We start from the raw sequence: 12,721 nt of genomic DNA, 5'->3' as shown, positions 1-12,721 counted from the left end.
CATTGGTATCATTAAAAAAGGCGCTTCAGCGCCTTAATATATTCTAATTAATACTTTGCCAAAATGCGTGTAAGTAATGGCTCTTTAGCTAACACATCTTGATATAGTTTAAACTGGTTCCGGGCCCGTTGCAGATTATGATCAGCGCGATGTATTGCGAAATAATTATCACCATCTAGGTAATCTGTTAAAAAACGTAAACCAATCATAAATGGCATCACTTTAGCGCCTAATAAAAAACTTTGCTTTTCTTGCTCCGTTAACGTATCAGCTAAAGGTTCTACATAGCCTTTAACGATAGCTGAGAAAATTTCCTCTCTAACAATTACATTGTCTAAATTAAGAGAGTCTTCTGCTTCTGGAGAGCAAAATGTTCGCACCATATCACCAAAATCAAACAACCAATAACCAGGCATACACGTATCCATATCAATCACGGCTTTACTTTGATTGGTTTTACTACAAAACAACATATTGTTGATTTTAGTATCATTATGGCATGGTCTCAGTGGAATAGATTTAAGTATTGTTTGTAATTCATCTGCCAATGAAAATTGTGATTGGCAAAAAACAATCTCAGCTGCACACTTTGCAGCTCTACCATGGGAGTCTTTTGCAAGCGTCTGCTCAAAGGTATCAATGCGCTTAGCTAAATTATGAAAATCAGGGATCACATGATGTAGCTGGCGCGCTTCAAAATCCTCTAGCGCTTTTGCAAACAAGCCAAATGCATTCGCTGCGGCTTGTGCTTTATCAGCAGAGTCAACAATATCTTCACTGTAACTGCCGCCAATAAACTCTAATGCGCGCCATACACCATCATTTAGATTTACCAAGTAATTATTTTCTAATGTAGGCAAATGCTTAATGATATTTAAGCGGTATTCGCCATTATTTGCTTTTTCTGTTAGATGTTGCTCAATGGCGCGTGCATTTTCCACCAAATGCTCAGGATTTGGAAATACATCAGTATTAAGCTTTTGCACTACAACAGCTCGTTTATCACCTTTAAGCAACATTGTGGTATTAATATGGCCATTACCAATTGGGTTCATCACAGGTTGCACACTTTCGAGTCCAAATTGCTGTGATAACTGTGCTGCTACTGCACTTTTTTCCATACTAACCTCATTGACTAATGGCGTACAATTTTGCACAGCTGCGCTCTTATTATTAACGTTGTTCATTTATTTTTCCTGCCACCGCAGCTAACTCTTCTTTAAACGTAACGCCATACCAATGCTCTTGTGCTGAATAAACAGTTAAATCTAGCTTTTTTGATGCGATACATTGTTCTATACAATTTGGTAAATAATACTCTTTTTTGACAACGTTGTCATAAACTCTTAAAAACTCTAAAAAACCCAACTCTAATTGCGAAAATAGAGTTGGCGTTACTCCCCAAAAAGTCATTGAGGCAAGCATGTTTGATGGCAAGTATTCCACTTTCCCATCGCACTCCCCTATGATCCCATCTACTGTTTGTAGAATATTTTCATACTCTTTAACACTAACAAGTTTACCACCCTCTAGTGTACATACTCCCCGGTTAACCCCACCCAATGACGACAATGTATGAGCCAAAGGATAAGCAACCATCGCCATTTCATCTGGGTATTGAGTAAAATGTTTGACCATTTGTGTATAAGCTTGTTGACCGTAATAGTCATCGGCCGTGATCACAATTGCAGGCCCATTAATATATGCCTTGGCACTTAATAGTGCATGTCCTGTACCCCAAGGCTTTTCTCTTTTGTTGAGCACACTAACAAATTCAGGTGGTACATCAGCAATATCTTGTTCCACTAATTGCACCTGTAATTCACTCGGTAACCGTGGCAAAATTACCTGCTCAATAGTTTGTCTTACAAGCTTATTAATCACCAACACCACACTACAAACACCTGCGGCAAAAGCATCTTCAATACTAAGTTCCATGATGGTACGCCCAATCATAGGCAATTGGGTTATTTGCTTGCTACCACCAAAACGGCTACCCAAACCAGCAGCTAAAACTACCAACACCGGTGTGCTTAATTGCTGTTGCATTAGCTTGCTCCTTGCAAAAGAGGTAAAAAGTAATCAGGCGCGAAAGTGTAACGCTCTTTGCAACTAATGAAAAGTCATTGCAAAAATTGAGTTAATCAAACTTTTGGCATAGGTATTTAATCTCTAAATATTCATCAAGCCCTTGATGCCCTCCTTCGCGACCTAGCCCCGAGTGCTTTACACCACCAAATGGCGCAACTGGATTTGACACCATGCCTTCATTAATACCAATCATGCCATACTCTAACGCCAAACTAACACGATGTATTTGCGATACATCTTGTGAATAAAAATAAGCAGCTAACCCCTCATTTACGCCATTAGCAATAGCTAGTGCGCTTGCTTCATCAACAAAAGACATGATACAAATCACAGGTGCAAACACTTCGTGTTGTGCAATCTCCATGTCCGCTGTAACCCCAGTTAATACGATAGGTGACATAAATTGACCGCCAAACTCTGTTCCTTGATAAGCAACCGTGGCTCCATTGGTAACAGCATCACTGACCAACTGCAGTGCTTTTTGCTTAGCCTCAAGCGTGATCAATGGGCCAATATCAACGCCTTCGCTTAGCCCATCCCCTACGATGAGTTTTTTAACATTGCCAATAAGGCAAGTTACGAGCTTTTTCTCACAACTTTGTTGTACCAAAATCCGATTCGCCGCCACACATGTTTGCCCAGCATTTCTAAACTTAGCTGCCATTAATCCTGTTATTGCATTTTCTAAATTGGCTGACTCAAAAATAATAAAAGGGGCATTGCCGCCAAGCTCCATAGAAGTACGTTTGATTGTTCCTGCACATTGGCGCAATAACACAGCCCCCACTTGAGTTGAGCCAGTGAAGGTCAACTTACGAATAATTGGGTTTTCACACAAAGGTTTAATTAACCCAGCTGAGTCTGAGGTGAGCAAAACTTGAAATGCGCCTTTTTGCATTCCTGCAAGTAAGGCTAGTTTAGCCAACATAAGTGCGCTCAAAGGCGTTTGCTCTGAAGGCTTTAAAATAAAACTACATCCAGCAGCATAAGCTGGGGCTACTTTGCGGGTAATCATCGCCAACGGAAAATTCCATGGCGTAATGCCTAACACAACGCCTACTCCTTGCTTAATAGTAGTCAGTTGATGTTGCACGTCATTACTGGGGATCACTTCTCCGTAACTGCGCTTGGCTTGCTCTGCAAACCATTGGATAAACCCTGCTGCATAATCAACTTCACCTAGCGCTTCTTTAAGTGGCTTACCTTGCTCTTGTGTTAATAATTTTGCCAGTTGCGGTTTGTGCTCCATGACCAACTCATACCAGCGTTGCAGTATGTGACTTCTTTGCGATGCACTGCTCGCTTTAAGTTTATTAAATGTATTCGCGGCATAGTGCAGAGCTTGCTTAACTCCTTGCTCATCCACCTCAGTCACATAAGACACTTGCTCACCCGTTGATGGGTTTATGACCGAGAAACCTTGCATCCCTTCATAAGGGCTCCCTGCAATGAGTGAATGCTCCGATTGTGCCAATAAGTTCATATCTCGCCCCATAAAAAAACCGTAGTGTATACTACGGTTTAGCTCTAATCATAGACAAAGACAAGAATAGTTTATGGCATAATCATCGTGTTAGCTTGTTAATAAGCAACGCCAATTCTTTGATACTGGTACTGAGCTTCTTCAACTTCGTCAATGAGTGCTTTTGCATAGTCTTGGACAGATATTTTACTATTACCCTCATTATCAACAAGCAACTGCTCGCCACCAATGCGATAAAACCCAGTACGCTCCCCTGGGAATATTTGTGCTGCAGGGCTAACAAATACCCAATTTAATGTGCTTTTACTGTCTTGAAATACCTTCAATGCTTGCCCTTGTGCAATGGCTTCATCTTTGTATTCTTTTGGAAATTCAGGTTGTGATAGTAATAGCTCACCATTTTCTAATACTAAACTACCAGCCCCACCCACCCAAATTAGTCGCTTTATACCTATCTGTGGCAACTCATGTAACAGCGCAGCTGCGGTATTAGCCACAATTTCATGATTGCCAAGTGCTCTGCCACCAATGGCACTAATCACCACCTCAGCACCAGAGAGTGCATGCGCGAAGCCACTATTTGCGAGTAAATCTAGTTCACGGGCCTTGAGGTTTTTATGTTCTAGCATGAGTGCTTGACGGCTGACAGCAATCACATGATGACCACGCTCTAAGGCTTCTTTTACAACCGTTGAACCGATCCAACCTGTCGCACCGATCACTGCAATTTTCATATATTTCTCCACGTTTTTAACTCTATTTTTAAAAGTGAAGCCATTATGTATGCAACATTATTTGTAATAAATATCAATTTATGTAATTAATTAGATCTTATTTTGAAATAATAATAAAAGCTTATGGACAAATTTAGCGCGCTAAAAAGTTTTGTTGAAGTGGCGAACACAGGTAGCTATACCCAAGCAGCTGAACAGTTGAATTTAAGTCGAGTTAAAGTCACTCGACACATAAAATTGCTAGAAGACTGGCTCAAAGTACGTTTATTACACCGCACTACACGACGAGTAAGTTTAACTGCACCAGGGCAAGAGCTGCTGATAAAGTGCGAGCACATTCTCAATGAAATGACTCATTTAGAAAGTGTGGCACACACTCATAATACAGAATTAGTTGGTGATATTCGCATTGCTACACCGATTGGGCTTGGCCAAAACATGCTCTATGACACATTGTCTGAATTTACCCAGCGCTACCCAAAAGTGACCGTACAATTGGTCATGTCAGATAGTAATGCACAATTGGTTGAGGAGCATATTGATGTGGCATTACGCTATACCAGCCAGCCCGATGACACCTTAATCGCTCGCAAATTAATGCGCATTGATAGTGTACTATGCTGCTCTTCTCGCTACATAGAACAACATGGTTTACTCACTACACCAGCACAACTTTTAGCACACAATTGTTTAATTCATTTTCCGCAAAACACATGGTCATTTATAGAACACAATCAACTAAGCTCAATTAAGGTACAAGGAAATATAAAGGCCAATGATGTAACCGTTTTGCTCAAGGCATGTATTGATGGGTTAGGTATCGCATATTTACCATGTGATTTGGCCAATAAATATTTAATATCTGGGGAGTTGTCACAGTTATTGCCTAGCATCATATTACCAAGTATGTCACTTTGGGCTGTCTACTTATCTAGAAGCTATCAAAGACCTGCCGTACGTGCATTTATCGATCATCTAGCACAGCAATGGCAAACCGATATTAGTGCACCAAAGTAATAATTGGTATTATTGGGTAAACTCACTTACGGCAACGGAAGTTAAATCAATAAGTTCTTTTGTCAATAATCGCTTACTGATACTCTGCTATGGAGTTATCAGTCACCAAATTGTAAATAAACATACATGAAGTTAAGTTTTGCAACATTCCAATTTGATCCCCAGCAACAGTTATTGCTAAACAATGGCAATATTGTTCAACTTAATGATAAAGCACTGAGGCTTTTAGCGCTTTTTTTAAGTAAACCAAAAGATGTGTTCAGCAAAGCTGAAATTTTAGATTCTGTTTGGCCTGATAGCGTCGTTTCTGACCAAGTTGTATTTCAAAACATCAGCCAACTTCGTGCTCTATTGGGTAATAATGCCATTAAAACGTTCAGTAAAAAAGGCTACCAATGGCAGCTTCCAATCATACGACTGACAAATAATGAGGTATCTCAAAACCAAGTATCAGAAACCTCTACCATAGCAAATCATAAACCCATTAAAACAAAACTCAAGCCTGAGCTATCTTATTTTAGACCAAGCATATTTCCTGTTTTAATCACAATTATAGTCACCTCAATACTTGCTCTGAGCATATTATTTTTCACTCAACTACAATCAAAAAGTAGCTTATTGGCACACTCTAAGCGTGATCAAGTGGTCGCATTGACAATAAAGAATACGCAATGGCAGTTATCAAATAAACCAACTAATTTATCGACACACATACTATTTAACTCTCCTTTTGATACTTGGAAAACAACAGCTGTAAATCAGGGTAACTGGCTATTAGCAACTCGCGTTTACCCTTTAGATACAGGTGTTGCATTACGGTTTCATATACAAGGAGCTAAGAGAGGCTGGAGTGATTATATCGAAAGCGACAATCTCAATCAGGCTTATCAACAGCTGGAAGTGTTACTATCACAACTGGCAAAAACTGCCTACTTTAGTGAACAAGAAGACACTGTCGCATTAACATTGTTACCGATTCAAGATGATACTCATGCCAACATGACCTTGGTAGAGTTACAACGTGCAAAGCTTTTTTTCAAACTCAATGAGTTAGATGCTGCTGAAGCGTCCGTAAACTTACAACTAAGCCAATTTAATTCTGCTCTACGTGCAGGCTTGCTGCATTTATTAAAAACACAAATAAACCTATGGGATCAGCGTTGGCTAGAAGCCCAAGTCAATGCAGATAAAGCAATTGACTACTTTCAAAAGCTCACACTACAACAACTGGAATCTCAGGCACTAATAGAGCTAGCTTGGCTTAATTTAGTCAATCAAGAGTTTCGACAAGGTATTCAAATACTCAATAGAGCGGCAAGTAAGGCTAGGCTCGCTAGTGAGCCGGTTTTAGAAGTCAATGCCCGACTAACTCAGTCATTCTTTGCTGCGAAGTCAGGGCAAACCGAACTCATGCATGCACAGTTAGACTTAGCAAAAGAATTGCTGCAACTGCATACATTAGTCGGTTCGCACCAAGTGCCCATATTTATTCATTTAGCTTGGATTGCAAATTCAAACACCAATGCTTTGCCCCACTATTTGAAAGTGCTAGCACAGCCGTTCTCTGCAGACTATGAAGATGACTTCTACTTTGCAGCAGCACAAGTGCGCAATATATACCTTGAACAGCAAAACTACACTCAAGCGATGACTGCTATCTTAACTTGGCAAAGACCTACTTTTCAAATACTTAGCCATGCACACATAGCTCTAGCCCAGCAACAATGGCAACAGAGCTTAGACTATTCTCAACATGCCTTTTCGCAGGCTTTAACATCAAATCAAAAAGTAGATGCATTAGATGCCGCATTATTGATACTTGAGCTAAATAACAAGCATCACTTCCATATTAATATTGAGAAGTACGCACACTTTATCAAGCAAAAAGCCACCCGCCGATGGCTTAGCCAAAATAAATATAAATTAGAAGCCGTTAATTTTTAGAAGGTAAAAACTCTAGCCACCCTAGTGACCAGTAATCAAATCCTTCACGCTTTACGCTAATTTGTAACTGGTGGCGACCTTGTTCAAGATACACTTCATGTCGATTGGCTGTCTTTTCATCAATATTTGAGTCAAACTCTACTTCAGCGACCAAATTATCTCCTTGCCAAAGTTTAAAGAACGTCCCGTTTTGATAAGTGCTGCCTTTATAATTTAAGGTATACCAACCAGTTTTTTTCACATTGATCTTGAAGTTAGCGAGAATATTCGGCTGTTCATATAAATGACTTACCGTAGTAATGTAAAAACGCTCTGGTTTTTCTTTTGTTGCAGCTTGATGACGCGCCCATACATTGGTTAATGTAGCTACTGAACGCATATCAAAACGCCCTGGAATAGTCACAAGCTCAGGGTCATAATGAACGGCGGCTACACTCGGCAAGCTTGCTAATTTATTCGTTTTTGCAACCACACGAAAACTGCCACCATGATTGCTTAAGGTCACATTGTTTGAAAATCTGGTATGTGGGACACTGGTCACTTTCTCATAATGTTCTTTATAGTAGCCACCAAGCAAATGTGCATTGGGTAATATTGAACGATAGATGTCATACCCAATGACTCTACCATCATAATGTGGCTGCCAACGCAATTCAAAAGCATTATCTTGTAAGTTTACTAAGTGCACATTTTTCGGTGCTGATGGGATCATAGCTCTTGTTGCTAATCGCATATGCTGCGCCTTTTTAAGCGCTTGCTTAAACCCCTCAGTTGACTCGTGTTGCACATCACTTTGAGTCGTTCTAGCAAGTCGAAACCCCATCATTGCACCTGGTGACCATCCAGCTCTTTTATAGCGGCCTCTGTCATATGCTGGTTGGGGTGGATAATGCCATGTGCTGCCGCGTTGCGAAATGTATTCACATTGATTTATATCCATATTTTGTTCTGCACGCGCCTGATACCCATCATAGTAACAACTTCCTAATAGCTGCGATGTATTACTCTCCATGTCATGTAAACCAAATCCGTTGGGGCGATATAGACCAACTATAGAAATATACGGCTCACCATCATTACAATTAGCATGGCCGATGAAACCAACATAGCTTGCACCAAACTGCTCATTTGGGAAATATTCACCAGATTGGTCAGCGAAGTTGCCAAACATACATGCTTGATCAGCGTCATCACCCCAGTGATAGCGACTGGTCGAATTGGCTTTAAGCGCATATTCAAACTCTTGCTCTGTCGGCAAGCGATAACCCCCTCGAGTTTTATCATTTAACCAATCAACATAAGCATTTGCGAGTTTAGGGGTTATACACGTTACGGGTTGATATTCACTTTTTAAATAACGATGATTGTCCCAACTAGCCGTGCCTACACTTGTCGGTCCTGATAACCAGTTTTTATCTAATTTATCATCACAATCATTTGTTATTGGAAAGTGAGTATCTTGGATGAACAATCTAAACTCAGCTACTGTGACGGGGTGCTTAGCCAACTGAAAAGCAGACACTTTTACTGAATGCGCAGGTTGTGCTGCCTTATCCCCACTATTTGTTCCCATCACAAACTCACCAGCGGGAATATTAACCATCCAAGGATGAATGAGATTTTTGCCATGTGCAAAAGGTACAATACCCAAAGTTAATACTAAGACACTTAAAGAAATTTTATTATTAATCATAGCCACCTCTTAATTTGAATTGTCATCAGATTAAAAGGGAAAGAGTAGTCAAACCTATTTTTATTCTAATACTTAGCTATTGTTTTCCTATCGAAAAAATAATCAAAAATATCAATAATATAAAAAATTAAGCAGCGATTTCACTGTGCAGTTGTGCTAATAAGGTCGGCCAAACGCACTCTGTGTGGCGGTTAATCTTACAAATAAGTGATTGGCCATATTAGGTCATGTTTATCTTTGCTTTTGTTTTTTCAGCAGTGAGCTTAAGCAAAGGCTTCCACTACGATTAAAGTTGACGAAAAACGGTTTAAAACCGCCCTATTGCGGTCTGATATTACCAAGGGCTATAACACGCTGCTGAATTGATAAGGTAATAGGAGCGGATATCCATAAGGCTAGAGAGGATAACCACTCTCAATTAAAAGCCTAATATATGGTCGCAATGAACTTTGAATTGCAGCAACCGTAGTCTTGCGATTGAAATGAGTTCACATATGGTCTTACATACTAAAAAGCCACAGTAACCCGTGGCTTTTAAATTAGATATGATTGTAAAAAAATTAATGCTCTTCGTTCACAATATTCAAATTATACTTAGGAATTTCCACAACTAAATCTTCATCCGAGATCACTGCTTGGCAACCTAAACGAGATTCAGCTTCAAGGCCCCATGCTTTATCCAGCATATCGTCTTCTAGCTCATCACTTTCTTCGAGCGAGTCAAACCCTTCACGAACAACAATATGGCAAGTGGTACACGCACATGATTTTTCGCATGCATGTGGAATGCTAATGCCATTTTTAAGTGCGGCGTCTAATACCGTTTGTCCTTTAGGCGCTTCAATAGCAGCCCCTTCAGGACAAAGCTCTTCATGGGGTAAAAAGATGATTTGTGGCATATTAAACCTCGTCTACAGACTGCCCTTGCAGTGCTTGTTTAATTGATATATCCATACGACGTGACGCAAACTCACTACTGGCAGCGTCGACTCTTTCGATGGCATTTTTTATTTCGTCTGGCGATTGCGCTTGTTCTTTCGCACTGGCAAGCAACGTCATTTGCTCTCGTAACTGAGCCAGCTCTTGCTCATTTAACAGCGCACTGTCAGTTGCTAATGAAACCTCTAAGGCTTCAAGCACACGTAGCGCTTCTACTTGCTGCTCTTTGAGCATTCGCGCTTGTATGTCTTCTTTGGCATTGCTCATTGATTCTTTTAACATCTGCGCCACTTGGTCGTCAGATAAACCAAACGAGGGTTTAACTTGAATATCAGCTTGCACACCCGTAGACTTTTCCATCGCTGACACACTCAATAAACCATCTGCATCTACTTTAAAAGTAACTCGAATATGGGCTGCACCCGCTGCCATTGGTGGAATACCTTTTAGGCTAAACTTAGCTAGTGAACGACAATCATCCACCAGTTCACGTTCACCTTGTAACACATGTAAAGACATCGCCGTTTGACCATCTTTAAACGTGGTAAATTCTTGCGCTTTAGCAACAGGAATTGTGGTGTTACGTGGAATAATCTTTTCAACCAATCCACCCATCGTCTCCAAACCAAGCGACAATGGCAGAACATCGAGCAGTAACATATCAGAATCGGGCTTATTGCCAACTAATATATCTGCCTGAATTGCGGCACCAATTGCCACAACACGGTCTGGGTCAATTGAGGTAAGAGGCTGTTTCGCAAAAAAAGCTTCAACTTGCTCACGAATAACCGGCATACGGGTTGAACCACCCACCATCACAATTTGCAAAATTTCTTCATTACTGACGCCTGCATCTTTTACAGCACGACGACATGCTCTAAGTGTGGTTTTAACCAATGGCATAACAAGTTGTGCAAACTCATCGCGCGAAATAGTCACAGTGTGGCTTTGCTCGCGCAGCTCTAGTTTAACATTCACGCTCTCGTAGCTGCTTAGCGCCTCTTTACACGCCTTTGCTTTGTTAATAAATAAACGTAATTCATGGGCATTTAAGTCGTGGATATTTGTTTGTGATTTAAAAACATCAACTAATACAGAGTCAAAGTCATCACCGCCTAAGCTTGAATCTCCTCCAGTTGCAAGTACTTCAAATACACCTTGATGTAAACGCAAGATAGAAATATCAAAAGTACCACCACCTAAATCATATACCGCGATGATACCTTCTTGACCGGAGTCTAAGCCATAAGCAACGGCAGCGGCAGTTGGCTCGTTCAACAAACGCAGTACTTTTAAACCGGCTAAATCAGCAGCATCTTTAGTACTTTGACGTTGTGCATCATCAAAATATGCTGGCACAGTGATCACCGCACCTTGCAAATCATCATCACCACCAAGGCTTTGTTCAGCACGTATACGTAAGGTTTTTAAAATCTCCGCAGACGCTTGTACCGGGCTTATAGGACCGGCTACCGTATTAATTGCTAGACCACTGTCAGTTTTAACAAACTCATAAGGCAATTGACCGTAGCGTTGTTCAATTTCTTGCTGCGTTTTACCTAAAAAGCGTTTAACAGAAATAAGCGTATTGGTTGGGTCTTGCGCTGACGTTTGCTGTGCTTGCGCGCCTACTTCTATGTCGTTTTGATGATAACGCACAACCGATGGCAACATCACAGTGCCATCAAGGGCTGTTAAGGTTTTAGCTTCGCCACTTTGTACCGTAGCAACTAGTGAGTTAGTTGTGCCAAGGTCAATACCAATTGCCAGCTTATGTTCATGTGGTGCCGCGCTCTGCCCCGGCTCAGCGATTTGCAATAATGCCATAATGCTCTTTCACGTTTGGACTCGCTTTAGTAAGCGGTCGGGAGAATTAATCAAATATACTGTCTTCAATACGTGCCAATTCGTCACGCAATTTGTATACAAATTTTAGCTTACGAATATTGTCTGCGGCTTGATGTAAATCGTTTTCACTATCACTACTTAACAACTCAGCCAGCTGTTGGCTAAACTCTATATCAAGCGTCTTAACTTGCTGCTCGAATTGCTCAATTGCACCTTCTACATCATCGCTTTGAGGTAGCTCTTCCAGCGCTTCTCGCAGTTCCATCTGCTGCATCAAAAACATCGGATCTTGCAGTGTTTGTTGCTCAGCTCGAATATCAATACCGCGCTCACCTAACATATATTCTGCACGTTTAACTGGGTGTTTTAGTACTGCCAATGCATCGTTGATCTCTGCGGTTTTTTGTACGGCTAATAGCTTTTCTCGCTCGCCTTTGCCAGCAAAACGGTCGGGATGCACAACACGCTGTAGCTCTAGGTACTGCTGATTTACTTTTATTAGGTCAACATTGTAATCAACGGGAACATCAAACAACTCAAAATAGCGCATATCTTTAAAATACCTAAGGTTTGCGCCTTACGCGCATTGCAAATATACGACAAAGCCCTACCAAGGCAGGGCTTTGAAATTCAACCGGTCCGGTTGTTAAACCGTAAAGCTTTCACCACAACCACATTCGTCTTTTTGATTAGGATTAATAAATTTAAACCCTTCATTAAGACCTTCTTTGGTGTAGTCAAGCTCGGTACCGTCAATATAAACTAAACTTTTAGCATCAATAATGACTTTAACGCCATTATGTTCAAATACTTCATCGCCTTCGTCTAGCTTATCAACAAACTCAAGTACATATGCAAGACCTGAACAGCCTGTGGTTTTAATGCCAACGCGTAAACCTAAGCCTTTGCCTCGATTATCTAAAAAAGACTGAACTCGGTTTGCCGCTGCGTCTGTCAATGTCACTGCCATGG

The 12,721-nt window shown here is 40.8% G+C and carries 11 protein-coding genes; 2 read left to right on the top strand and 9 right to left on the bottom strand.

Features of this window, described 5'->3' with window-relative positions; all coding sequences use genetic code 11:
* Window positions 1-47 precede the first annotated feature (47 nt).
* The 4 genes from OCI93_RS01255 to OCI93_RS01240 all read right to left on the bottom strand — a co-directional run bounded on the left by OCI93_RS01255 (window position 48) and on the right by OCI93_RS01240 (window position 4,308).
* Entirely contained in the window at window positions 48-1,121 is a 1,074-nt protein-coding gene (locus tag OCI93_RS01255; RefSeq protein ID WP_261591851.1) for a phosphotransferase enzyme family protein, read from the bottom strand.
* 52 nt (window positions 1,122-1,173) lie between these two features.
* Complete coding sequence (locus tag OCI93_RS01250) at window positions 1,174-2,049, bottom strand: nucleotidyltransferase family protein (RefSeq protein WP_261591569.1); 876 nt, start codon at window positions 2,047-2,049, stop codon at window positions 1,174-1,176.
* Between the two features lie 91 nt (window positions 2,050-2,140).
* The gene (locus OCI93_RS01245) at window positions 2,141-3,574 is read right to left on the bottom strand and encodes an NAD-dependent succinate-semialdehyde dehydrogenase (protein ID WP_261625595.1); all 1,434 of its coding nucleotides are present in this window, start codon (window positions 3,572-3,574) and stop codon (window positions 2,141-2,143) included.
* Window positions 3,575-3,672: 98 nt separating this feature from the next.
* Window positions 3,673-4,308 (bottom strand): NAD(P)-dependent oxidoreductase, encoded by a 636-nt coding sequence (locus tag OCI93_RS01240; RefSeq protein WP_261591567.1) that lies wholly within the window; start codon window positions 4,306-4,308, stop codon window positions 3,673-3,675.
* 123 nt (window positions 4,309-4,431) lie between these two features.
* Between OCI93_RS01240 and OCI93_RS01235 the strand changes: the two genes are divergently transcribed.
* On the top strand, window positions 4,432-5,325 hold the full coding sequence (locus OCI93_RS01235; protein ID WP_261625594.1) for a LysR family transcriptional regulator: 894 nt from the start codon (window positions 4,432-4,434) through the stop codon (window positions 5,323-5,325).
* Between the two features lie 126 nt (window positions 5,326-5,451).
* Window positions 5,452-7,269 carry a winged helix-turn-helix domain-containing protein gene (locus OCI93_RS01230; RefSeq protein WP_261625593.1) on the top strand — a complete coding sequence of 606 codons (1,818 nt, stop codon included), beginning with the start codon at window positions 5,452-5,454 and terminating at the stop codon, window positions 7,267-7,269.
* On the opposite strand, the gene OCI93_RS01225 is transcribed toward OCI93_RS01230, so the two are convergent.
* The 5 genes from OCI93_RS01225 to iscA all read right to left on the bottom strand — a co-directional run bounded on the left by OCI93_RS01225 (window position 7,259) and on the right by iscA (window position 12,719).
* Window positions 7,259-8,962 carry an SUMF1/EgtB/PvdO family nonheme iron enzyme gene (locus OCI93_RS01225; protein ID WP_261625592.1) on the bottom strand — a complete coding sequence of 568 codons (1,704 nt, stop codon included), beginning with the start codon at window positions 8,960-8,962 and terminating at the stop codon, window positions 7,259-7,261. The genes OCI93_RS01230 and OCI93_RS01225 overlap by 11 nt on opposite strands.
* A gap of 560 nt (window positions 8,963-9,522) precedes the next feature.
* On the bottom strand, window positions 9,523-9,861 hold the full coding sequence (gene fdx / locus OCI93_RS01220; RefSeq protein WP_261591563.1) for an ISC system 2Fe-2S type ferredoxin: 339 nt from the start codon (window positions 9,859-9,861) through the stop codon (window positions 9,523-9,525).
* Between the two features lies 1 nt (window position 9,862).
* The gene (gene hscA, locus OCI93_RS01215; protein ID WP_261591562.1) at window positions 9,863-11,728 is read right to left on the bottom strand and encodes a Fe-S protein assembly chaperone HscA; all 1,866 of its coding nucleotides are present in this window, start codon (window positions 11,726-11,728) and stop codon (window positions 9,863-9,865) included.
* A gap of 46 nt (window positions 11,729-11,774) precedes the next feature.
* Window positions 11,775-12,299 carry a co-chaperone HscB gene (gene hscB / locus OCI93_RS01210; protein WP_261625591.1) on the bottom strand — a complete coding sequence of 175 codons (525 nt, stop codon included), beginning with the start codon at window positions 12,297-12,299 and terminating at the stop codon, window positions 11,775-11,777.
* Window positions 12,300-12,395: 96 nt separating this feature from the next.
* Window positions 12,396-12,719, bottom strand: a complete 324-nt coding sequence (gene iscA, locus OCI93_RS01205; RefSeq protein WP_261591560.1) for an iron-sulfur cluster assembly protein IscA — start codon at window positions 12,717-12,719, stop codon at window positions 12,396-12,398.
* Window positions 12,720-12,721: the final 2 nt, after the last annotated feature.

It is taken from the genome of Pseudoalteromonas holothuriae (genome assembly GCF_945859825.1).
GTDB lineage: Bacteria > Pseudomonadota > Gammaproteobacteria > Enterobacterales > Alteromonadaceae > Pseudoalteromonas > Pseudoalteromonas holothuriae.
Note: the sequence above shows the minus strand (reverse complement) of the source record. Positions and strands in the feature narration are given on the sequence as shown.

Bases quoted from the DNA above. Each gene is read 5' to 3' on its own strand.
- hscB (WP_261625591.1), bottom strand. From the start codon at position 12,299: ATGCGCTATTTTGAGTTGTTTGATGTTCCCGTTGATTACAATGTTGAC.
- OCI93_RS01240 (WP_261591567.1), bottom strand. From the start codon at position 4,308: ATGAAAATTGCAGTGATCGGTGCGACAGGTTGGATCGGTTCAACGGTT.
- OCI93_RS01230 (WP_261625593.1), top strand. From the start codon at position 5,452: ATGAAGTTAAGTTTTGCAACATTCCAATTTGATCCCCAGCAACAGTTA.
- OCI93_RS01250 (WP_261591569.1), bottom strand. From the start codon at position 2,049: ATGCAACAGCAATTAAGCACACCGGTGTTGGTAGTTTTAGCTGCTGGT.
- iscA (WP_261591560.1), bottom strand. From the start codon at position 12,719: ATGGCAGTGACATTGACAGACGCAGCGGCAAACCGAGTTCAGTCTTTT.
- OCI93_RS01245 (WP_261625595.1), bottom strand. From the start codon at position 3,574: ATGAACTTATTGGCACAATCGGAGCATTCACTCATTGCAGGGAGCCCT.
- OCI93_RS01225 (WP_261625592.1), bottom strand. From the start codon at position 8,962: ATGATTAATAATAAAATTTCTTTAAGTGTCTTAGTATTAACTTTGGGT.
- OCI93_RS01235 (WP_261625594.1), top strand. From the start codon at position 4,432: ATGGACAAATTTAGCGCGCTAAAAAGTTTTGTTGAAGTGGCGAACACA.
- fdx (WP_261591563.1), bottom strand. From the start codon at position 9,861: ATGCCACAAATCATCTTTTTACCCCATGAAGAGCTTTGTCCTGAAGGG.
- OCI93_RS01255 (WP_261591851.1), bottom strand. From the start codon at position 1,121: ATGGAAAAAAGTGCAGTAGCAGCACAGTTATCACAGCAATTTGGACTC.
- hscA (WP_261591562.1), bottom strand. From the start codon at position 11,728: ATGGCATTATTGCAAATCGCTGAGCCGGGGCAGAGCGCGGCACCACAT.